This window comes from Pectobacterium carotovorum, assembly GCF_900129615.1.
GTDB classification, from domain to species: domain Bacteria; phylum Pseudomonadota; class Gammaproteobacteria; order Enterobacterales; family Enterobacteriaceae; genus Pectobacterium; species Pectobacterium carotovorum.
Genome location: NZ_FQWI01000008.1, coordinates 116,063 through 138,362, shown reverse-complemented (window position 1 = coordinate 138,362; position 22,300 = coordinate 116,063). Strand labels below are relative to the sequence as shown.

Below are 22,300 nucleotides of genomic sequence, written 5' to 3'. Positions count from 1 at the left end.
AACAAAAGATGCTAATTATCCCGTGTCATAACTTATTCATATAAATATAAACGGAAAAATTTCATCAGTTCTCTGATATTTCTCCGTTCTTTGACTACGCTGAATTAGGGGGCGTGGTTCAAGAACTCTTTCATAGTATTCATTATTTTTACACGTCGCTGTTATTCATTAGCAAGCTAATAACCCGTTATTTTTATTGGTTTTTTGTTAAAAATAAGTAACGGGAGAATATAAACGCAACGTAATGCGCTTTTTATATTACTTATTTATTTAATTCAAATGGTTAATCAGAGGATGGATACCATGTCAGCGTTTTCTGAGGCGATTAATTCACTTATTTCTGGGCACTATGCCGACCCGTTTTCGCTGTTAGGTATGCATCATTCCTCCAAAGGTCTTGAAGTTCGGGCACTGCTGCCAGATGCGCAGGCAGTCTGGGTTGTGGATGCCAGCAATGGACGAAAAATCGTCGAGCTGGATCGTGTAGACGAACGCGGTTTTTTTTGTGGCCTGGTGCCACGTCGGAAGCAGGCTTTTCACTATCAATTAGCCGTGACCTGGGGTGAAGAAACCTGGGTCATTGAAGATCCTTACCGTTTTGGCCCGCTGTTGCAGGATATGGATAGTTGGCTTTTGGCTGAAGGCACCCATCTGCGACCTTACGAGCGGTTAGGCGCGCATCTGGAAACGCTGGACGGTGTTGAAGGCACGCGCTTTGCCGTCTGGGCACCGAATGCGCAGCGCGTTTCAGTGGTGGGGCAGTTCAACTTCTGGGACGGTCGACGTCATCCGATGCGGCTGCGCAGAGAAAACGGCATTTGGGAGCTGTTTCTGCCCGATGTGAAAGCGGGACAGCTCTACAAATATGAAATGATCGACAGCCACGGCAGCGTCCGATTGAAGGCCGATCCGTATGCGTTTGAAGCGCAGATGCGCCCGGATACCGCGTCGCTGATTACACCGCTGCCTGAGAAAGTCCCGACCAGCGACGCCCGGCGTGAGGCGAATGGGCTGCGTTCACCGATCTCCATTTATGAAGTTCACCTGGGTTCCTGGCGGCGGCATACGGATAACAATTTCTGGCTGAGCTATCAGGAACTGGCGAATCAGCTGATTGATTATGTGCAGTACATGGGCTTCACGCATGTGGAGCTGATGCCGATTAACGAACACCCGTTCGATGGCAGCTGGGGTTATCAACCGCTGGGGCTGTATGCGCCAACCCGCCGTTTCGGCACGGCGTCGGAGTTCCGAGCCTTTGTTGATGCGCTCCATGACGCGGGTATCAACGTCCTGCTGGACTGGGTGCCGGGGCATTTTCCCGGCGACGAATACGGTTTGGCACAGTTTGACGGCACCGCGCTGTATGAATACGCCGATCCCCGCGAAGGCTATCATCAGGACTGGAACACGCTGATTTATAACTATGGCCGCCATGAGGTGCGTAACTATCTGGCGGGCAATGCGCTGTTCTGGATGGAGCGCTATGGCATTGACGGGCTGCGGGTCGACGCCGTGGCTTCCATGATTTACCGCGACTACAGCCGTAGCGAAGGCGAATGGGTGCCGAACCATTATGGCGGTAAAGAGAATCTCGAAGCTATCGCATTTCTGCGCTACACCAACCACATGCTGGGTCATGCCGCACCGGCGGCGATTACGCTTGCTGAAGAGTCCACCGATTATCCGGGTGTCACGCTGCCGCCGGACTGCAACGGGTTAGGGTTTCACTACAAGTGGAACATGGGCTGGATGCACGACACGCTGGCCTATATGCAACTCGATCCGGTTCACCGCAAATACCATCACGATTTGCTGACATTCGGCATGTTGTACGCCTATAGCGAGAACTTCGTGCTGCCGCTGTCTCACGATGAAGTGGTGCACGGCAAGCACTCGCTGCTGGATCGTATGCCCGGCGATGTCTGGCAGAAATTTGCCAATTTACGTGCTTATTACGGCTTTATGTGGGCGTATCCCGGCAAGAAGCTGCTGTTTATGGGCGGCGAATTTGCGCAAGGGCGTGAGTGGAACCACGATGCCAGTCTGGACTGGCATCTGTTGGATGAACCGGAAGGCTGGCACCGTGGCGTGCAGACGCTGGTACGCGATCTCAACCACTACTATCGCCAGCAGCCGTCGCTGTATCAGCTGGATTTTCAGCCGCAGGGCTTTGAATGGCTGGTGGTGGATGATCGGGAAAACTCGGTCTTTGCCTTTGTCCGGCGTGATGAGCAAGGCAATGAAGTGCTGGTAGTCAGCAACTTTACGCCGGTTCCGCGCTATGGATACCGGATTGGCATCAACCAGCCTGGCGGTTGGCGAGAAGCGATCAACACAGATTCTGTCCACTACAACGGTAGCGATGTGGGCAATGTCGGGACGATTTACAGCGAGGAGCACGGCAGCCACCAGCGCCAGCATTCTCTGGTGCTGACCATTCCGCCGCTTGCCACGCTGTACTTGGTGAAGGAGGCGTAAATGGCGGAATTGCAGACGGGCAAGCCGACGCCGCTGGGGGCCAGTTTTGATGGACAGGGCGTGAATTTCGCCCTGTTTTCGGCGGATGCCGAGCGGGTCGAGCTGTGCGTGTTTGATGAACGTCAGCAGGAACAGCGTATTGAGCTGACGGCACGCAGCGGCGATATCTGGCACGGCTATCTCCCCGATGCACAGCCGGGGCTACGCTACGGTTTTCGTGTCGATGGGCCGTTCGAACCTTCTCAGGGTTTGCGTTTCAATCCGCATAAGCTGCTGTTGGATCCGTGCGCACGCCAGCTTGATGGCTGGGTGGTGGATGACGCTTGCCTGCAAGGCGGGATTGACCAACGGGATGAACGTGACAGCGCTGGCATCATGGCGAAGTGCGTGGTCACGGCAGAGGACTACGACTGGCAGGATGACCAGCATCCGCAAACGCCCTGGAATCAGACGGTGATCTATGAGGCGCACGTTCGCGGGCTGACGCAGTTGCACCCTGATATTCCCGAAGACATTCGCGGTAGCTATGCGGCGTTAGGCCATCCGGTGATGATTGACTATCTGACGTCGCTGGGCGTGACGGCGCTGGAATTGCTCCCGGTGCAGCAACATGCCGATGAACCCCGACTTCAACAGTTGGGGCTGCGTAACTACTGGGGCTATAACGTGCTGCTGCCGTTTGCCGTCGATAACAGCCTGGCCGCAGGTGATGATGCGCTGAATGAATTTCGGGATGCGGTGAAAGCGCTGCATCACGCGGGTATCGAGGTCATTCTGGATGTGGTGTTCAACCACAGCGCCGAGCTGGACGTCGAAGGGCCTACGCTGTGCCAGCGCGGCATCGACAACCGCAGTTATTACTGGCTGGGTGACAACGGCGAATACCATAACTGGACCGGCTGCGGCAATGTGCTGCGCCTGAATCATCCGGCGGTAATTGATTGGGTGATGGACTGCCTGCGCTTCTGGCGCGAGGTGTGCCACGTTGACGGTTTCCGCTTCGATCTGGCAACGGTGCTGGGGCGTACCCCGGATTTTACCGCCGCCGCGCCGCTGCTGTCCGCCATGAAAAATGATAGCCGCTTGCAGGGCTGCAAGCTGATCGCCGAACCGTGGGACATCGGGCATGGCGGTTATCAGCTCGGTCAGTTCCCAACACCGTTTGCCGAGTGGAGTGACCGCTACCGTGACGACATGCGCCGCTTTTGGCTGCATGGTGATATTTCTCTCGGCGCATTTGCCCGCCGCTTTGCCGCCTCCAGCGACATCTTCCAGCAGCGCGACCGCCTACCTTACGCCTCTATCAATAAACTGACCGCCCATGACGGCTTTACGCTGCGCGATCTGGTGAGTTTCAACCACAAGCACAACGATGCCAACGGCGAGGGTAACCGCGACGGCACAGGCAGCAATTTCAGCAATAACCACGGCACGGAAGGGCTGGAAGCGGACGATGACATCCTTCAGCGCCGACTGGCCAGCCAGAAGGCGCTGCTGACGACGCTGATTCTGTCGCAGGGAACGCCAATGCTGCTGGCAGGCGATGAACTGGGACACAGCCAGCAGGGTAACAACAACGCCTACTGTCAGGATAACGAATTGACCTGGCTACACTGGGAAAACGCGAATAGCGCACTGCGCGAATTTGTCGCCGGATTGATCCAGTTACGCCGCACGATTCCGGCATTACAGCAGGAAACGTGGTGGCAAGAAGGGGATGGCGCGGTGCAGTGGCTGAACCGAGAAGGACAGCCTTTGATGCCGCAACAGTGGGAGCAGGGGGAGCACCAGCTACAGATTTTACTTTCCGGTCGTTGGCTCGTGGTGTTTAACGCCAGCCTGCATGCCGGTGCGTTCATTTTGCCAGAAGGCCACTGGCAGGTTTCACCGCCGTTTGATGAGACGAATCCGCCTGAGGGTGGAATTTGGCACGGACAAGCGCAGGCGGTAGGCGTCTTGATAAAACAGACCGCCTAAGCGCAAGCCATTAAAAGAATAATCAGGAGATAGCCATGGTGAATAACGACAAGCATGACCCTCTGATGTTGGCAAGACAGCTCCCTTTGAAATCCGTGGCATTAATTTTGGCCGGAGGCCGTGGAACGCGACTGAAAGGGCTGACGGCATTGCGTGCCAAGCCCGCCGTCCATTTTGGCGGCAAATTTCGCATCATTGATTTCGCGCTCTCTAACTGCCTGAATTCCGGTATCCGCCGTATTGGCGTGATTACGCAATATCAGTCGCATACGCTGGTGCAGCACATTCAGCGCGGCTGGTCATTTCTGAATGCGGAAATGAACGAATTTGTCGATTTGCTTCCTGCGCAGCAGCGCCATTCTACCGATCACTGGTATCGGGGAACGGCGGACGCGGTTTGTCAGAATCTCGACATTATTCGGCGCTACCGTGCGGAGTATGTGGTGATCCTCGCGGGCGATCACATCTACAAAATGGACTACTCACGTATGCTGATCGATCACGTGGAGAAGGGGGCGGAATGTACGGTCGCCTGCCTGCCCGTGCCGATAGAAGAGGCCAGCGCCTTTGGCGTCATGAGCGTGGACAAACAGCATCGCATCCTCGATTTTGCTGAAAAACCGGATAACCCGACGCCGATGCCGGATAACCCCGATATGGCGCTCGCGAGCATGGGGATCTATGTTTTTAATGCGGACTATCTTTATCAATTACTGGAAGCGGATCGTAACGCGACGGACTCTGCCCACGACTTTGGGCAGGATCTGATCCCGAAGATTGTCTCGCAGCGTCTGGCCTGGGCGCACCCTTTTACGCTGTCGTGCGTCACGTCGGGCGAAGATGAAAACCAGTATTGGCGGGATGTCGGTACGCTGGAAGCCTACTGGCGTGCCAATCTCGATTTGGCGTCAGTGACGCCGGAGCTGGATGTGTACGATCGGCACTGGCCGATTCGTTCCGCGATTGAATCGCTGCCGCCCGCCAAATTTGTTCAGGACCGTTCCGGCAGTCACGGCATGACGATGAACTCGCTGGTATCCGGGGGCTGCATCGTCTCTGGTTCTGTTGTCACGCATTCCGTGCTGTTCCCGCGCGTGCGGGTGAATTCGTTTTGCAGTATCGATTCGACGGTGATCCTGCCGGACGTCAACGTGGGGCGCTCCTGTCGTTTACGCCGTTGTGTGATCGATCGCGCCTGCCACTTGCCGGAAGGCATGGTGATTGGTGAAAACGCGGAAGAGGATAGCCGCCGTTTTTACCGTTCGGAAGAGGGGATCGTGCTGGTCACACGATCAATGTTGGAAAAGCTGTAAACACCATCGGAACAAAACGGGAGTAATAATGCGGGTCTTACATGTTTGTTCAGAGCTATTTCCACTATTGAAAACCGGTGGACTGGCGGATGTGGCTGGTGCGTTGCCCGGCGCGCAGATTGCGGCAGGGATGGATGCCCGTGTCATCCTGCCTGCCTTCCCCGATCTGAAAAAAGGCATTGCCAACCTAGAGGTCGTGCGTGAGCTGGATACCTTCGCGGGGCATGTCACGTTGCTGTTCGGCCATTTTAACGGCGTCGGTATTTATTTGATTGATGTGCCTGAGCTGTATGAACGCGCGGGCAGCCCTTATCACGACCCAGCGCTTTATGCTTATGCCGACAACTACCTGCGGTTTGCGTTGCTGGGGTGGATGGGATGCGAAATGGCATGCGGTTTAGATCACTATTGGCGACCTGATGTTGTGCATGCCCATGACTGGCACGCGGGGCTGACCTGCGCCTATCTGGCGGCGCGCAACCGTCCGGCGAAATCGGTCTTTACCGTTCACAACCTGGCCTATCAAGGGCTGTTTGAAGCCCGGCATATGCCGAATCTCCAACTTCCGAGCGATTTCTTTCAGGTGTACGGGCTGGAGTTTTACGGCCAGATTTCCTACCTCAAGGCGGGATTGTACTACGCTGACCATATTACGACCGTGAGCCCAACCTACGCGCACGAGATTACGCTGCCAGCTTATGGCTACGGCATGGAGGGCTTGCTGAAAACGCGCGAAGAAGAAGGACGGCTGTCCGGTATCCTCAATGGCGTAGACGAAACGATTTGGAATCCGGCGCACGATCCTTTACTCACCAGCCATTACACCCGAGACGCTTTAGCGGACAAAGCCGCAAACAAGCGGCATCTGCAAACGGCGATGGGCCTGAAGGTTGACGACAAGGCACCGGTTTTTGCCATCGTCAGTCGCCTGACCAGCCAGAAAGGGCTCGATATCGCGCTAAGCGCGGTGCCGGACCTGCTGGAACAGGGCGGGCAACTGGTGGTGCTGGGCGCAGGAGATGCCGATTTGCAGGAGGGTTTTCTGGCGGCGGCAGCGGAATATCACGGTCAGGTTGGCGTACAGATTGGCTATCACGAGTCCTTCTCGCACCGCATTATTGGCGGCGCGGATGTCATCATGGTGCCGAGCCGATTTGAGCCTTGCGGGTTAACGCAGCTCTACGGCCTGAAATATGGCACGTTGCCGCTGGTGCGCCGAACCGGCGGGCTGGCGGATACGGTATCGGACTGTTCGCTGGAGAATCTGGCGGATGGGCTGGCAAGCGGGTTCGTCTTTAACGATTGCAGTGTGGGATCGCTATCCCGCGCGATTCGTCGTGTGTTTGTGTTGTGGTCCCGACCCACGCTATGGCGCTATGTGCAGCGTCAGGCGATGGCGATGGATTTTGGTTGGCAGGTTTCTGCTCAGGCTTATGGTGCGCTCTATCAACGCTTGTATACCCACTAGTTTTCCTACTGCGCGTCATCCGCGTGCAATCTGAAAGCGACAGGGTAGGGTAACACTCACTTGGGAATGAATATTATGAACTCGCCGTTTATCTATACTTCACCAACGCTCAGTGTGGAAGCGCTGAAACACTCCATTGCTTACAAGCTCATGTTTAGCGTGGGGAAAGATCCCTCCATTGCGAATAAACATGACTGGCTGAACGCCACGCTGCTGGCCGTGCGTGACCGGATGGTGGAACGCTGGCTGCGCTCGAATCGGGCACAGCTTTCGCAAGATGTGCGGCAGGTCTATTACCTGTCGATGGAATTTTTGCTGGGGCGGACGTTGTCGAACGCGCTGCTGGCGATGGGATTGTATGACGATCTGAAGGCCGCGCTGGATGGTATGGGGCTGGAACTGGACGATCTGCTACAGGAAGAAAACGATCCCGGCTTAGGGAACGGCGGCTTGGGGCGTCTGGCCGCCTGTTTTCTGGATTCACTGGCGACGATGGCGCTGCCGGGGCGTGGCTACGGTATTCGCTATGAATACGGTATGTTCAAACAGAATATTGTTAACGGCAGGCAGGCGGAATCACCGGACTACTGGCTGGAATACGGTAATGCGTGGGAATTCCCGCGTCACAGCACACGCTACAAAGTGCGCTTCGGCGGCCGAATCCAGCAGGAAGGCAGCAAAATGCGCTGGCTGGAAACGGAAGAAGTTATTGCCTGTGCCTACGACCAAATCATTCCCGGTTTTGATACCGATGCCACCAATACACTGCGACTGTGGGGCGCGCAGGCCAGTAACGAAATCAATCTGGGTAAATTCAATCAGGGCGACTATTTTGCGGCGGTGGAAGATAAAAACCACTCGGAAAACGTGTCGCGTGTGCTGTATCCCGATGATTCCACCTATTCAGGCCGCGAGCTGCGCCTGCGTCAGGAATACTTTCTGGTTTCTGCTACGGTGCAGGACATCCTCAACCGCCACTGGATGATGCATAAGACTTACGCCAATCTGGCGGAGAAATTTGCTATCCATCTGAACGATACGCATCCGGTGCTGGCTATTCCTGAATTGATGCGCTTGCTGATTGATGAGCATAAATTCAAGTGGATAGAGGCGTGGACGGTGGTGAGGAAAGTCTTCTCCTATACCAACCACACGCTGATGCAGGAAGCGCTGGAAACCTGGCCGGTTGATATGATGGGTAAAATCCTGCCGCGCCATCTGCAATTGATTTTCGAAATTAACGAACATTTTCTGGAGTACGTCCAGAAAGAAGTCCCCGATGACAACGAACTGTTGGCGCGGGTTTCCATCATTGATGAAAACAACGGGCGTAAAATACGCATGGCGTGGCTGGCCGTAGTGGCTAGTCATAAGGTGAATGGCGTATCGGAGCTGCATTCGGATCTGATGGTGCAGTCTCTGTTTGCCGATTTCGCCCGCCTCTTCCCTAACCGGTTCTGCAATAAAACCAACGGTGTGACGCCGCGGCGCTGGCTGGCGCTGGCTAACCCGTCGCTCTCCAAGCTGCTGGATGACACTATTGGGCAGACCTGGCGCACCGATCTGAGCCAGTTGAGCGAACTGAAACAGCACATCGATTATCCGGCATTTGTGCAGAAAATTAGCAAGGTGAAGCTGAAGAACAAAGTGCGCTTAGCGACCTATATGGCGGAAAACCTGAATATTGTGGTTAACCCGGAATCGCTGTTTGATGTGCAGATTAAGCGTATTCACGAATACAAGCGCCAACTGCTGAACGTGCTGCACGTCATTACGCTCTATAACCGCATTAAGGATGACCCCGAGGTCGAGCGTGTGCCGCGTGTCGTCATTTTTGCGGGCAAAGCCGCATCAGCCTATTACATGGCGAAGCACATTATTAACTTGATCAACGACGTCGCGAAGGTGATCAACAACGATCCGACTCTGCACGATCGACTGAAAGTGGTCTTCATCCCGAACTACAGCGTGAGCCTGGCACAGCTGATCATCCCTGCGGCGGATCTCTCTGAACAGATCTCGCTGGCGGGGACGGAAGCATCCGGGACCAGTAATATGAAGTTTGCCCTGAACGGTGCGCTGACGATCGGTACGCTGGATGGGGCGAATGTCGAAATGCTGGAACACATTGGCGAAGAGAATATGTTTATCTTCGGCAATACGGCCGATCAGGTCGAAGCGCTACGTCAGAGCGGTTACAACCCACGGCAATACTACGATCAGGACGAAGAGCTACACCGCGTGCTGACGCAAATCACCACGGGCGTCTTCAGCCCTGATGATAGCCGACGTTACAGCGATCTGTTTGATTCACTGGTGAATTTTGGCGATTACTACCAGTTACTGGCAGACTATCGCAGCTATGTGGATACGCAGGATCGGGTGGATGAGCTGTATGCGAAAAAGGACGAATGGGCGCGCTGTGCCGTCCAGAATATTGCCAACATGGGCTATTTCTCGTCTGACCGCACCATCGGCGAATATGCAGAAGATATCTGGAATATCAAACCGATACGGCTGTGATTACGCGTTGATGATATGAAAAAGCGCCGTAGGCAAAAACCTACGGCGCTTTTGTTTTTGTACTAAAAGGCGCTTGCGATAACCGCTGATTAACCCGCTTTCGCCATCTGCTGGTAATGGTTTGCCAGCCAGTCGCTGATGCGTTGTTTCTGGGCGTCATCGAAGCGCATGCCCAGTTTGGTACGGCGCCAGATGACGTCATCAAGCATAACGGCCCATTCTTTTTCGACCAGATAGCGCAGTTCCGCTTCATACAGGTCATGACCGAAATCTTCACCCAAGTCGCTGAGGCCTTTCACGTTTGCCAGAATCAGTTCGCTGTTTGAACCGTAGGTGCGGCTGTAACGGCGCGTCAGTGATTCAGGCAGATTGAAGCGGCGACGCAGCGCGGCGGCGTAGTCATCACGCGTGCCAGCGATATCGCCACCCGGCAGTACTGCACCTTTCGTCCAGGCTTTACCCGCTTGCGGGTAGTATTTGTGCAGCTTGTCCAGCGCGTGTTCTGCCAGCTTACGGTATGTCGTCAGCTTGCCGCCAAACACGGAAAGCAGTGGAGCCTGACCGTTATCATCATCGACTGACAGCGTGTAGTCACGAGTAATCGCCTGCGGAGAATCGGATTCGTCATCACACAGTGGACGCACGCCAGAGTAAGTCCAGACGATATCGTCACGCGTAAGCTGCTGTTTGAAATGGTCGTTATACACATCCAACAGGTAGCCGACTTCGTTGTCATCGATCTTCACATCGTGCGGATTGCCTTTGTACTCCACGTCGGTCGTGCCGATGATTGAGTAGTCATCCTGCCACGGGATCACGAACACAATACGGTGATCTTTGTTTTGCAGAATGTACGCCTGCGGCTGGTTATGGACTTTTGGCACCACGATGTGGCTGCCTTTGATCAAACGGATGCCGTAAGGCGATTTCAGCTGTAGGCCGTCATCAAAGAATTCTTTCACCCACGGACCCGTGGCGTTCACCAGACCTTTGGCACGCCAGGTGAAGGTTTCGCCGGTCAGTGAATCAACCGCATCCACAATCCACACGCCTTGCTCACGGCGAGCGCGGGTGACTTTGGTGCGTGTACGGACTTCCCCACCGCGTTTTGTCACTTCCTGCGCGTTTAACACCACCAGACGCGCATCGTCCACCCAGCAGTCAGAGTATTCAAAGCCCTGTTTCAGCTCAGGCTTAAGCACAGAATCTGCGCCGAATTTCAGGCCTTTACTGGCAGGCAGGCTGACGCGTTTGCCAATGTTGTCGTACATGAAAAGGCCGATACGAATCATCCAGGCCGGACGCAGGTGCGGCTGATGGGGCAAACGAAAGCGCATGGGGAAAATAATGTGCGGAGCCATTTTCAGCAGCGTTTCGCGCTCAGACAGCGCTTCGCTGACCAAACGAAACTCATAGTGCTCAAGGTAACGCAGGCCGCCGTGAATCAGCTTGGAACTGGCGGAGGACGTGGCACAGGCAAGATCCTGCGCTTCCAACAACAGGACTGATAACCCTCGCCCAGCCGCATCTGCGGCGATGCCTGCACCGTTAATTCCGCCGCCGATAACGATTAGATCTTTGGTTTCCACGTTTCTTCCTCCACCCTCGAATAAATCAAAATGTTCGTTTTCGAGCATTATAATAATCGAAAACAAACAAATCAGCCAATGGTTAACCAAATAAAAACATTTATGCGTGACGAACCTAACAATATGATGATAGTTGTCACATTAAAAGGAGGGATATTGGGCTGGAATTGTGCTGTTTTGTCGTCACTCTCCACATTAGTGAAGCACTGTTTTTATAAATAACCTTATAATCATATGGGTTTTATGCCGTTGAAGGCGGGTTACAATGACGCCTCGGGTTGCCATGACGTCAGTGGTTACTAACATCCTGTCCATTATTAACAAGGTTGTCACTTTCGATGGAACAATTTGAAGCTATCAGTATTGAGCAAGCCCATTCCCGCTGGCAGGAAGGGGGCGTTGTCGTTGATATTCGCGATCCACAGAGTTTTGCCACAGCCCATGTTCCCGGCGCGACGCACTTGACGAACGAGACGCTGTCTGACTTTGTGCGCGGCGCTGACCTCGAAGCACCGGTCATGGTGATTTGCTACCACGGCATTAGCAGCCGCAATGCTGCACAGTACCTGATTAGCCTGGGGTTTGATTCGGTGTACAGCATCGATGGCGGCTTTGAAGCCTGGCAAAATCGCTACCCGCAGGATGTGCGGTCAGCCGTATGAGAGGTGAGGGCTTCGTAAACACGAAGCCCTCACAGCAATAACTCAAGCACTATCCGAAAGATCGCAAAGACTCTCTGTTTATGGCTATGGCATCAGCGCCTTAGTGATCTTTTCAAAGTCCTCAAATGAGCAGAATCCTTCCTCGTCAGCAGGACAAGCATTGAGCGCTAGCGTGACGCGCTGCGGCGGGGTGGCGCGGTTAAGCGGTGCCAGCGAAGCGAGCTGCTCAGTAGACTGGTACACATACTCGATTTTCAGCAGATCCTTGTTATGAAGGCTGTCGCGCCAGCGCTGGAACACCACTTTGCCGCCTATCGGCGTGGTTTCTAATTGATGTGGCAGGTGATATGGCTTCACGCCCAACGCAGAGAACAGCGATGCGACGTTTGAGTCATGGCCGACCAAAAAAGTGAATTTGGGTTGCTGTGTGCCAAACGATCCCGCGAGTGCGCCGACCAGATTGGCAGAGACAGCCTTGGCCACAACCGGTGCGCTAAACACTACGCTGTTGTAGTACTCCTTAATCGACACCAAATCGGCAAGCTGCTTCTCATCTTTAATGCGCCCCCAGCCGATCTTGTTAATCGGTGTTCCCTCGTAGTACTGCAAGATAAAGGCATCGGCAATGGCGGTACCCGTTCTCAGTGGGCCAACCACGCTAGGCTCTTTTCCTGCTTCAATCTGCACGTTTGTTTCCTGTGCCATCAGATCGCACTGTTTATCCTGTTTACAGTTAGCAGAATCTGTATAACGAATAATCTCCGCCATCTGCTGATACACAGGTTTCAATCGCTCATTGAGCCCTTTTACCCCGCCAGCGCCTGCTTTTTGGTTGATCGAATCGATGGCCTGCTGCTTAAACGTCGCGCTGTTGTCGCGGATGATCGGGTTAAAGGTGGCATCCATTGTGCCCAGTTTTTCTTTGTGTAACACCGGCACCAGACAGCCGGGGAATGCTCCCGCTGAGAAATATTGTGCGGTAGCGATAGTGCGTTGCAGGCTGTTGGCGTAGAAAGAGACGTCTTTCTCTGTGGGGCAGGTATCGGCAGCCAGCAGGTGGTTATCCACCAACCATTCGCTAAAATAGTGACCGAAGTAGGCCTCCAACACGCCGCCGCGTGTGGTCAGGTAACTGCTGGGCGTATCCCACTGCGGCCAGGCATCGGGTGTGACCTTGCCGAGTGCGCTACTTGGACTGGCTAACGGCGCGCGCAACCCGTGGCGGCTAAACACCACAACCTGTTCGAGCGTATAGCCCTCTTTGGCAACGGCTTGGAAAGAGAGGGTGGCTGGCAATAGTAAAGGGAGGCAAAACAGCGCTTTTCGTTGTAAAGACATGGTCATGCTCCTGGTCAGTGAGTGGCACGTATAGTGAATGCGTAGAAGTACACGATTTCACATCATGCTTTTTTTTTGTGAACCGAAAAATATTTTGTGACGGAAATGTGACGATTGACTGACTTCACCGAAATAGCCCTGCCTATTCAATAGTCCTGCCTATTCAGTAGAATCTTTATTATCATGTTCCTAACTCAACCTACTCACTGGCGCTTCCCGCTATGATGACTCGCGTTATTGCTCTCTCCAACCCGCGTCTGGCTCAGGCATTTGTTGATTACATGCGTACACAGCAGGTCCATCTGGAAATGCGGCCTCAGGGGCATGAAGCTGAACTGTGGCTGGAGGATGAAACCCAACTGAGCAAGGTTCAGGAAGCGCTGGAGATTTTTCTGCGCGACCCGACAAACCCGCGCTATCTGGCGGCCAGTTGGCAAACGGGATCGATGGATACCGGTATTCAATACCAGCGCTACTCTTACCTGCAAATGCTGAAGCAAAAGGCAGGTCCACTGACGCTATCCCTGATGGTCGTGACGATTGCGGTGTTCATCCTGATGCAGATTTCGGGCTATGAGAGCGTGATGGTATGGCTGGCGTTCCCGGCTGAAGGGCAACAGGTCGAGGTGTGGCGCTGGTTTAGTCATGTTTTGTTGCACTTTTCCCTGCTGCATATTTTGTTCAATCTGATGTGGTGGTGGTATCTGGGCGGCCCGGTTGAAAAAGTGCTGGGAACCGGAAAATTGCTGGTCATCACGCTGGTTTCCGCGCTGGTTAGCGGCTGGGCGCAGTCCTGGTTTAGCGGCACCCATTTTGGTGGCCTGTCTGGCGTGGTTTATGCCCTGATGGGCTATGTCTGGCTGCGAGGGGAACGAGAGCCTGACGGTTATTTATCCATGCCGCGCAGTCTGATGGCCTTCGCTTTACTGTGGCTGATCGCCGGATATTTCGATATTTTAGGCATGTCGATTGCGAATGCGGCGCATGTAGCTGGGCTGGTTGTCGGGCTATTGATGGCCTTTTGGGACACGTATAATAAAACAAACCCCCGGTAAATCGGGGCGTCTTAGGGGATAAATGTGAAGCAGACACAACGGCATGACGCCATTATTGAGCTGGTGCGCCAGCAGGGCTATGTCAGTACTGAAGAGCTAGTGGAGCATTTTGCGGTGAGCCCGCAGACCATTCGTCGCGATCTGAACGAGCTGGCCGAGCAGAATAAAATCCATCGCCACCACGGTGGTGCAGCATTGCCGTCCAGTTCGGTTAACACGGCCTACCATGACCGTAAAATGATGTGGTCGGATGAAAAAGCGCGCATTGCCCGTCGGGTAGCGAGCCAGATTCCAGACGGCGCCACCTTGTTTATCGATATCGGTACCACGCCCGAAGCCGTGGCCTATGCGCTGATGCAGCATAAGGATCTGCGTGTGGTCACCAATAATCTGAACGTGGCAACGCTGCTGACGGCAAAAGAGGATTTCCGCCTGATTTTGGCCGGTGGTGAAGTGCGTACCCGCGATGGCGGTATCATGGGTGAGGCGACGCTGGATTTTATCTCTCAGTTCCGTCTGGATTTCGGCATTTTGGGCATCAGTGGTATTGACATGGATGGGTCATTACTGGAGTTTGATTACCATGAAGTGCGCACAAAACGGGCGATTATTGAAAACTCTCGCTGCGTCATGCTGGTGACGGACCATTCCAAGTTTGGTCGTAATGCGATGGTGAATTTGGGCAACATGGATTTGATCGACTATCTTTTTACCGATCAGTCACCACCACCCAGCGTACTGAAAATCATTGAACAACATAAGGTACAGTTGGAGTTGTGTTGAACCCGATGTGCCTTTTCCATGATGGACAAAGGAGGAGGCACGATGTCAGATTCTTCAAGAAAGCTGGGTTCTGCAACGCGATCAGAATCGTCAAAAGTATCAGGATCGCCAAAACGTTCAGCGGCTGCAAAAAAACCAGATGCGTTAACGCAGCCCGTTTCCTCCGCCCATCCCGTCATCGCCTTTGATGTATCAGAATTTACCGCTGCGCTGCGCCGCCAACAGCGGCTCGGTGGCGTCGCCTCGCTTAACGCGATGACGCCAGTGCAGTGCTGGCGTGCTGTCAGCCTTGCGGTGTCTGAACAGTTGCTGATGCACTCCGACTCTCCAACGTCTCCTGTTGCCAATACCCATACGCCTCAGCGCCATGTGAACTACCTGTCGATGGAATTTCTGCCCGGTCGTTTGACGGGCAACAATCTGTTGAATTTGGGCTGGTATGACGCGGTTGCCGCCGTGCTGGCCGAGCAAGGGCTGAACCTGAGTGATATTCTGGAGCAGGAAACCGATCCGGGGTTAGGCAACGGTGGGTTAGGTCGGCTGGCGTCCTGCTTTTTGGATTCGATGGCGACGGTGGGGCAGCCCGCAACGGGTTACGGCCTCAACTACCAGTATGGCCTGTTCCGCCAGCACTTTGCGCAGGAAAAGCAGCAGGAAACGGCCGATGACTGGCAGCGCGATACCTATCCGTGGTTTTTACCACGCGCGGAGCTGGCGGTGGATGTCGGGTTTGGCGGGCGTCTGCAACCTCAAACTGACGGAACCCTGCGCTGGCTGCCGGATACCGTTTTCAGAGGTGAAGCCTGTGACCTGCCGGTGATTGGCTATCACAACGGCGCTGCGCAGCCGCTGCGTTTGTGGCGTGCGACGCATCGCGATCCGTTTGATTTGACGCTATTCAACGAAGGGCACTATCTGCGTGCGGCACAGGAGGGGATTTCCGCCTCCAGCCTGACCAGCGTGCTGTATCCGAATGACAATCACGCGGCGGGCAAACGCCTGCGCCTGATGCAGCAGTATTTCCACTGCGCCTGTTCGGTGGCCGACATTCTGCGTCGTCATCTCAACGCGGGGCGCGCGCTGTCCACGCTGCCGGATTATGAAGTCATCCAGCTTAATGACACCCACCCGACGTTGGCGATCCCTGAACTGATGCGTCTGCTGCTGGATGAACACCAGATACCGTGGGATGAAGCCTGGTCGATAACCGGACGCACCTTTGCCTATACCAATCATACGCTGATGCCGGAAGCGCTTGAGCGCTGGGACGAACGACTGTTTAGCCGCCTGCTTCCTCGCCACCTGTCTATCATCCGGCAAATTGATACGCAGTTTAAGGCGCAGGTTGAGCAGAAATGGCCCAGCGATCGGCAGGTATGGGAGAAGCTCGCAATTCGCCATCAGCGCCAGATTCGCATGGCAAATCTGTGCGTCGTCAGTTGCTTTGCGGTCAACGGCGTGGCGGCGCTGCACTCGGAACTGGTGGTGAAAGATCTGTTCCCGGAATACCACCAGTTGTGGCCGACCAAATTCCATAATGTCACCAACGGCATTACGCCACGCCGCTGGCTAAAACAGTGTAACCCGGCGCTGTCCGCGCTGATCGACGACACGCTGCACACGCCGTGGGTGAATGATCTGCCTGCGCTGCAAGGGCTGGAACCTTACGCTGACGATGCTGGCTTTCGTGAGCGCTATCGACAAATCAAGGCCGATAATAAAACGCAGTTGGCGACCTATCTCCGCCAGCAGTACGACATCGTCATCGATCCGCAGGCGCTGTTTGATGTGCAAATCAAGCGATTGCATGAGTACAAACGCCAGCATTTGAATCTGCTGCATATCCTCGCGCTATATCGTCAATTGCGTGACAATCCGCATCTGGATATAGTGCCGCACGTCTTTTTGTTCGGTGCCAAAGCAGCACCGGGCTATGTATTAGCGAAAAATATCATTTATGCCATTAACCGGGTCGCCGCGGTCATTAATCAGGATCGTCGCGTTAACGATCGCCTGAGGGTTGTCTTCCCGTCGGACTATCGCGTCTCGCTGGCTGAACGGATGATTCCTGCTGCGGATGTCTCTGAGCAAATTTCGACGGCAGGTAAAGAAGCGTCCGGTACGGGCAATATGAAGCTGGCGCTGAACGGCGCGCTGACTGTCGGCACGCTGGACGGGGCGAATGTAGAAATGGCGCAGCAGGTCGGTGAAGACAATCTGTTCATTTTTGGTCACACCGTCGAACAGGTAAAAGCGCTACAGACGCAGGGCTATGAGCCGTCTGACTACCTCGCCGTGACGCCGCTGCTACGTGAAGTACTGAACGAGCTAGCGAGCGGTGCGTTCAGTCAGGGGGATAAAAACGCGTTTGCCCCGCTGTTGGATAGCCTGCTGAAGCTGGGCGATCCCTATATGTTAATGGCCGATTTTGCACCGTATTGTGAGGTGCAGCAGCGTGTTGATGCGCTTTACCGTGAGCCGGATGAATGGACGCGCCGCTGTGTGCTGAATACCGCCAGAATGGGGATGTTCAGTTCGGACCGGGCGATTCATGATTACCAGACGCGCATTTGGCAGGCGCATCGTTAGGAAAAGGAGAGGGTGTTCAAGGTGGATAAACTGGCAAGCCAGCAGACAGGCATCGCGGAAAGCTACACCGATGCGTATGGCAAAGAGCACATGGTTGCGGCCGCAATCAGAAACCAAATTCAGGCAATGATGGACGTTTCTGATAGCGGTAATGCACCCTTGCCGCCCGTTCGGGTCTTTTTGCAAGGCCGGGATGCGGTCATCGAGCTTGCTGGTCACGGTGAATTCCTCTGGACGCTGATGTATGAAAACGGCGGTCAAATTCAAGGACAGATCACAGGCGGTTCAACGCTGGCTCTGCCGGGTGTGCTGCCGCTGGGTTACCACTACCTGACGTTGACGCAAGCCGACCAGCGCTGGAGCTGCCGGATTATTGTCGCACCGCACCGCTGCTATGAACCCGAAGCCTTACTACAGGGTAAACGCTGGTGGGGCGTGACCGTCCAGCTTTACACCTTGCGCTCGCAGAATAACTGGGGCGTCGGGGATTTTGGCGATCTGCGCCAACTGGTAGAACAGATTGCCCGGCGCGGTGGTGCCTTTGTGGGGCTGAACCCGCTGCATTCGCTGTATCCCGCGCTGCCAGAGGCTGCGAGCCCTTACAGCCCTTCCTCCCGGCACTGGCTGAACATTATTTATATCGATGTGAATCGGATCGATGATTTCCAGCAGAGCAGTGAAGCGCAGGCATGGTGGCATCGTGAGGATACGCAAAGCGCGGTTTCTGCGCTGCGGGCAGGGCGCTGGGTCGATTATGAACCGGTGACGTCACTTAAGCTGACCGCTTTGCGGCTGGCTTTCCGCTACTTTACGACGCGCAGTGCGCTGGATCCGCGCATTAGCGCCTTTCGCCAGTTTGTTGTTAGCGGTGGGCAGAGCTTGCAACTTCAGGCGACGTTTGATGCGTTACAGGCTTACCTGAAAAAACAGGGTGAGAATTACGCGGACTGGCACCAATGGCCTGCCAGTTATCATGATGTGCACAGTGAAACTGTGAAGTCATTCCGCCGTGAAAACAGCGAGGAAATTACGTTCTACAGCTGGCTGCAATGGGTGGCGCACGAGCAACTTGCGGAGTGCTACGCGCACAGTAAACAGCTTGGTCTGCCGCTCGGCCTGTATCGCGATTTAGCCGTTGGGGTCGCACAGGGTGGTGCGGAAACCTGGGACGAACGTCAGCTCTATTGCCTTGATGCGTCTATCGGCGCACCACCGGATCCGCTTGGGCCGCAGGGACAAGACTGGCAGCTTGCACCGATGAACCCCACCATGCTGCAACTGCGTGGCTATCAACCGTTTATCGACGTACTGCGCAGCAACATGGCGCATTGTGGTGCCCTGCGTATCGATCATGTGATGGCGCTCTTGCGCCTGTGGTGGATACCCAAGGCGGAATCGGCGGGCAACGGGGCTTACGTGCATTATCCGGTCGACGACCTGCTGGCCGTGCTGGCGTTGGAAAGTCAGCGTCATCGATGCCTGATTATCGGCGAGGATTTAGGCACGGTGCCGCCGGAAATTATCAGTAAACTACATGACTTCGGTATTTATTCTTACAAGGTGCTGTTCTTTGAAAAAGACGACGAGAACCACTTCCGTGCACCGGAAGACTATCCGCGTCAGGCGATGACAACCATTACCACGCACGATCTCCCAACGCTGCGCGGCTACTGGCAAACCGTGGATTTATCACTGGGGCGGGAGTTGGGGCTGTATCCGACGGAAGCGTTACTGCAAGAACAAATGCAGCAGCGTGAGAAAGCGAAACAGGGGCTGCTCAACGCGTTGCACGAATTCGGGCTATTGCCGCAGCGGGTTGGCCGCAACTCGGCGCTGACGACAATGGGCGCACCGCTAAGCCGTGGCGTTCATCGCTACGTCGCCGACAGCGCAAGCGCACTGGTGGGATTCCAACTGGAAGACTGGCTGGATATGGCGACACCGGTCAATGTGCCGGGCACCAATCGTGAATACCCCAACTGGCGGCGCAAGCTCACGCGTCCGCTGGAGTCGATCTTCGCTGACCGCTGCCTTGAACGATTGGTTCGGGATATGGATTTGCGTCGTGGCGCGCCGATGAAAGCGCAGAAAGCCTGACAACAGAACGAATACTCTTCCTCCCCTGAATTGGGGAGGAAAAGCACAGAGAAATCAGCAGGGGAGACGATTAATAGTAGGAATGCTCGCCGCGCTGGTGTTCGGTGAGATCTCTCACGCCTTTCAGATCGGGGAATTTTTCCAGTAGCTCTTTCTCAATCCCTTCTTTCAGCGTGACGTCAACCATAGAACAGCCGTTACAGCCGCCGCCAAATTGCAGAATCGCCAAGCCGTCATCGGTAATTTCCATCAGCGTCACACGGCCGCCGTGGCCCGCCAGCTGTGGGTTGATCTGCGATTGCAGCACATACTCCACGCGTTCCATCAGCGGGGCGCTGTCGTCCACTTTACGCATTTTAGCATTTGGCGCTTTCAGCGTGAGCTGAGAACCTAACTGGTCAGTCACGAAGTCGATTTCAGCGTCTTCCAGATAAGGCGCGCTGAGTTCGTCCACGTAAGCGGAAATTTTTTCAAACTTCAGTACGGTATCGCTGGCTTCTACGGCATCCGGCGGGCAATACGACACGCCACACTCGGCGTTTGGCGTACCTGGATTGATAACAAATACGCGAATCTGTGTGCCTTCTTCCTGTTTTGCCAACAGTTTCAGGAAATGCTCCTGAGCAGCATCGGTAATACGGATCATAATAGTAAGCTCGATAGTTGACTGCACTTATCGGTTATAATACGCCCATCCTCCCCCCGACTACAAGGTGCGGCACAAACACCAGACCTGAACACCCGCTGCACCTTGGCCCAGCAGCAGCCTGCTGATTTCGGCTGCGGTACTACCCGTCGTAACCACATCATCCAGTAAAACCACCTGTTGCCCAGACAGCGAGACATCACAGGAAAACGCACCCCGCAGGTTTCGCCGCCGCGCGCTGGCGCTGAGCGTTTGCTGTAGCGGTGTGCGTCGGGTGCGCTGCAATTCGCGTGGCTCGTAAGTACAGTTCAGCCAGCGGGCGAGAGGCCGAGCGAGCAGCTCGGTCTGGTTGAAGCCACGCCGCCACTGGCGGTTCCGGTGCAAGGGAACGGTAAACAGGCGGTCAGGGCGAAACAGGGGAACGTGTCCGGTGAGCTTTCGTTCGCGGTAGGTCATCTGCCAGCGCAATAACAGCTGTCGGGCGAGTACCGCTGCCAGTTCGGTTTTACCGTGAAACTTGAAATGCTTCAGCAGCGTGTTGAACGGTGGCGCGTAGTCGCTGATAAAGGTCATCGACTGCCAGGGCGGTGGGGTCTGTAGGCAGCGTCCGCACTGATGCGTGGTGTCGGCTGAGGGCAAGCCACAGCGCGGGCAGCAGAGAGGCAAGCGGGGCAAATGGCGCTGGCAGTACGAGCAAATACCCTGCTGGCTGTGATGAAGCGGCAATAAGCATAGCCAGCAGCGTGCGGAGATGGTTAACATTGTTTTCCTTAAAGATCGTTTTTCCTAAATACGGTTTTCCCTGAAATATATTGACCCCATGCAAGCGTTAAGGGGTTCCCTGAGAAAGGAAGATAACTGATGGCGGCGTTGTATTGGCAGACCGAAGGTGCAGGAAACACGGATCTTGTGTTGCTGCACGGATGGGGATTGAATGCGCAGGTATGGCAAAGCATTATTGCGCGACTCGCTCCGCATTTTCGTCTGCATCTGGTCGATCTGCCGGGCTATGGCAGAAGTCAGGGATTTGGGCCGATGTCGCTGAGTGACATGGCGGACTACGTGCTGGCGCAGGCACCGGAGCGTGCCGTCTGGCTGGGGTGGTCGCTGGGCGGACTGGTTGCCAGCCAGATTGCGCTGAGCGCCCCTGCGCGGGTGGAAAAGCTGATTACCGTGGCGTCATCGCCCTGTTTCAGCGCACAGGACGGCTGGCCGGGAATCAAGCCAGACGTCTTGCAGGGGGTTCAACAGCAGCTTAGTGAAGATTTCCAGCGTACGGTCGAACGGTTTCTGGCGCTGCAAACACTGGGAACGGAAAGCGCACGGCAGGATGCCCGACTGTTAAAAAGCGTGGTGCTGGAACAACCGATGCCGTCAGTCGAGGTATTAAACGGCGGGTTGGCCATTTTGCGTGAAGCAGATTTACGCCAGCCGTTAGCCGACTTGGCCGTGCCGTTCCTGCGGCTCTATGGTGCGTTAGATGGGCTGGTGCCGCGCAAGGTTGCCGGATTGCTGGATGATGAGTGGTCGGACTCAACTTCGGTAGTGATTCCAAAGGCTGCGCATGCACCGTTTATCTCGCATCCTGATGCTTTTACCGAGCAGGTGATCGCGTTTGCTCAGGCGTAGCCGACGATAATTTACATTTTCTCCTCAATTTCTCCACGATTTAGCTGACGTCGGCAGTTAAGGTAACTTGGCACCCTGTGCGCAGGGTTTTTCTCTGGGTTGAGTGAATCTATTCCGGTTGATAATAAGTAGGCTGTTCGTGAAGCAGCC

15 protein-coding genes are annotated in these 22,300 nt (G+C 54.8%); 11 read left to right on the top strand and 4 right to left on the bottom strand.

Annotation, left to right across the window (positions count from 1 at the left end):
• The first annotated feature begins 303 nt into the window (after positions 1 to 303).
• The 5 genes from glgB to glgP all read left to right on the top strand — a co-directional run bounded on the left by glgB (position 304) and on the right by glgP (position 9,762).
• The gene (gene glgB, locus BUB06_RS16280) at positions 304 to 2,481 is read left to right on the top strand and encodes a 1,4-alpha-glucan branching enzyme (protein WP_039474149.1); all 2,178 of its coding nucleotides are present in this window, start codon (positions 304 to 306) and stop codon (positions 2,479 to 2,481) included.
• Positions 2,482 to 4,458 (top strand): glycogen debranching protein GlgX, encoded by a 1,977-nt coding sequence (gene glgX, locus BUB06_RS16275; protein WP_039474146.1) that lies wholly within the window; start codon positions 2,482 to 2,484, stop codon positions 4,456 to 4,458.
• A 35-nt stretch (positions 4,459 to 4,493) separates the two neighbouring features.
• Positions 4,494 to 5,771 (top strand): glucose-1-phosphate adenylyltransferase, encoded by a 1,278-nt coding sequence (glgC, locus tag BUB06_RS16270; protein WP_010299443.1) that lies wholly within the window; start codon positions 4,494 to 4,496, stop codon positions 5,769 to 5,771.
• Between the two features lie 28 nt (positions 5,772 to 5,799).
• Positions 5,800 to 7,239, top strand: a complete 1,440-nt coding sequence (gene glgA, locus BUB06_RS16265) for a glycogen synthase GlgA (RefSeq protein ID WP_010299440.1) — start codon at positions 5,800 to 5,802, stop codon at positions 7,237 to 7,239.
• A 75-nt stretch (positions 7,240 to 7,314) separates the two neighbouring features.
• Positions 7,315 to 9,762 carry a glycogen phosphorylase gene (gene glgP / locus BUB06_RS16260; protein ID WP_039474323.1) on the top strand — a complete coding sequence of 816 codons (2,448 nt, stop codon included), beginning with the start codon at positions 7,315 to 7,317 and terminating at the stop codon, positions 9,760 to 9,762.
• An 89-nt stretch (positions 9,763 to 9,851) separates the two neighbouring features.
• Here glgP and glpD read toward each other — a convergent pair whose 3' ends face one another.
• Positions 9,852 to 11,351, bottom strand: coding sequence for a glycerol-3-phosphate dehydrogenase (gene glpD / locus BUB06_RS16255; RefSeq protein WP_010299433.1), 1,500 nt, complete (start codon positions 11,349 to 11,351; stop codon positions 9,852 to 9,854).
• 338 nt (positions 11,352 to 11,689) lie between these two features.
• Here glpD and glpE point away from each other — a divergent pair, with 338 nt between their 5' ends.
• Positions 11,690 to 12,013 (top strand): thiosulfate sulfurtransferase GlpE, encoded by a 324-nt coding sequence (gene glpE / locus BUB06_RS16250; protein ID WP_039474143.1) that lies wholly within the window; start codon positions 11,690 to 11,692, stop codon positions 12,011 to 12,013.
• 84 nt (positions 12,014 to 12,097) lie between these two features.
• Here glpE and agp read toward each other — a convergent pair whose 3' ends face one another.
• Complete coding sequence (gene agp, locus BUB06_RS16245; protein ID WP_039474140.1) at positions 12,098 to 13,351, bottom strand: bifunctional glucose-1-phosphatase/inositol phosphatase; 1,254 nt, start codon at positions 13,349 to 13,351, stop codon at positions 12,098 to 12,100.
• 221 nt (positions 13,352 to 13,572) lie between these two features.
• Here agp and glpG point away from each other — a divergent pair, with 221 nt between their 5' ends.
• The 4 genes from glpG to malQ are packed head-to-tail and all read left to right on the top strand — an operon-like array spanning position 13,573 to position 19,875.
• Complete coding sequence (gene glpG / locus BUB06_RS16240; RefSeq protein ID WP_039474138.1) at positions 13,573 to 14,406, top strand: rhomboid family intramembrane serine protease GlpG; 834 nt, start codon at positions 13,573 to 13,575, stop codon at positions 14,404 to 14,406.
• 24 nt (positions 14,407 to 14,430) lie between these two features.
• The gene (locus BUB06_RS16235) at positions 14,431 to 15,189 is read left to right on the top strand and encodes a DeoR/GlpR family transcriptional regulator (RefSeq protein WP_010299419.1); all 759 of its coding nucleotides are present in this window, start codon (positions 14,431 to 14,433) and stop codon (positions 15,187 to 15,189) included.
• Positions 15,190 to 15,231: 42 nt separating this feature from the next.
• Positions 15,232 to 17,778, top strand: coding sequence for a maltodextrin phosphorylase (malP, locus tag BUB06_RS16230; RefSeq protein ID WP_080726796.1), 2,547 nt, complete (start codon positions 15,232 to 15,234; stop codon positions 17,776 to 17,778).
• 12 nt (positions 17,779 to 17,790) lie between these two features.
• Positions 17,791 to 19,875 carry a 4-alpha-glucanotransferase gene (gene malQ, locus BUB06_RS16225; RefSeq protein ID WP_039474135.1) on the top strand — a complete coding sequence of 695 codons (2,085 nt, stop codon included), beginning with the start codon at positions 17,791 to 17,793 and terminating at the stop codon, positions 19,873 to 19,875.
• A gap of 70 nt (positions 19,876 to 19,945) precedes the next feature.
• Here malQ and nfuA read toward each other — a convergent pair whose 3' ends face one another.
• Both nfuA and gntX read right to left on the bottom strand, forming a co-directional pair.
• The gene (gene nfuA, locus BUB06_RS16220) at positions 19,946 to 20,521 is read right to left on the bottom strand and encodes a Fe-S biogenesis protein NfuA (protein WP_039345583.1); all 576 of its coding nucleotides are present in this window, start codon (positions 20,519 to 20,521) and stop codon (positions 19,946 to 19,948) included.
• 60 nt (positions 20,522 to 20,581) lie between these two features.
• Positions 20,582 to 21,283: a DNA utilization protein GntX gene (gene gntX, locus BUB06_RS16215; RefSeq protein WP_039474131.1), complete on the bottom strand. Its 702-nt coding sequence runs from the start codon at positions 21,281 to 21,283 to the stop codon at positions 20,582 to 20,584.
• Between the two features lie 99 nt (positions 21,284 to 21,382).
• On the opposite strand from gntX, the gene bioH reads away from it, so the two are divergent.
• Positions 21,383 to 22,150 carry a pimeloyl-ACP methyl ester esterase BioH gene (gene bioH, locus BUB06_RS16210; RefSeq protein ID WP_039474128.1) on the top strand — a complete coding sequence of 256 codons (768 nt, stop codon included), beginning with the start codon at positions 21,383 to 21,385 and terminating at the stop codon, positions 22,148 to 22,150.
• Positions 22,151 to 22,300: the final 150 nt, after the last annotated feature.

Coding starts and splice junctions, on each gene's coding strand:
- glgC (WP_010299443.1), top strand. CDS start 4,494: ATGGTGAATAACGACAAGCATGACCCTCTGATGTTGGCAAGACAGCTC.
- nfuA (WP_039345583.1), bottom strand. CDS start 20,521: ATGATCCGTATTACCGATGCTGCTCAGGAGCATTTCCTGAAACTGTTG.
- glgP (WP_039474323.1), top strand. CDS start 7,315: ATGAACTCGCCGTTTATCTATACTTCACCAACGCTCAGTGTGGAAGCG.
- agp (WP_039474140.1), bottom strand. CDS start 13,351: ATGTCTTTACAACGAAAAGCGCTGTTTTGCCTCCCTTTACTATTGCCA.
- glpG (WP_039474138.1), top strand. CDS start 13,573: ATGATGACTCGCGTTATTGCTCTCTCCAACCCGCGTCTGGCTCAGGCA.
- malP (WP_080726796.1), top strand. CDS start 15,232: ATGTCAGATTCTTCAAGAAAGCTGGGTTCTGCAACGCGATCAGAATCG.
- gntX (WP_039474131.1), bottom strand. CDS start 21,283: ATGTTAACCATCTCCGCACGCTGCTGGCTATGCTTATTGCCGCTTCAT.
- glgA (WP_010299440.1), top strand. CDS start 5,800: ATGCGGGTCTTACATGTTTGTTCAGAGCTATTTCCACTATTGAAAACC.
- bioH (WP_039474128.1), top strand. CDS start 21,383: ATGGCGGCGTTGTATTGGCAGACCGAAGGTGCAGGAAACACGGATCTT.
- glpE (WP_039474143.1), top strand. CDS start 11,690: ATGGAACAATTTGAAGCTATCAGTATTGAGCAAGCCCATTCCCGCTGG.
- glgB (WP_039474149.1), top strand. CDS start 304: ATGTCAGCGTTTTCTGAGGCGATTAATTCACTTATTTCTGGGCACTAT.
- glgX (WP_039474146.1), top strand. CDS start 2,482: ATGGCGGAATTGCAGACGGGCAAGCCGACGCCGCTGGGGGCCAGTTTT.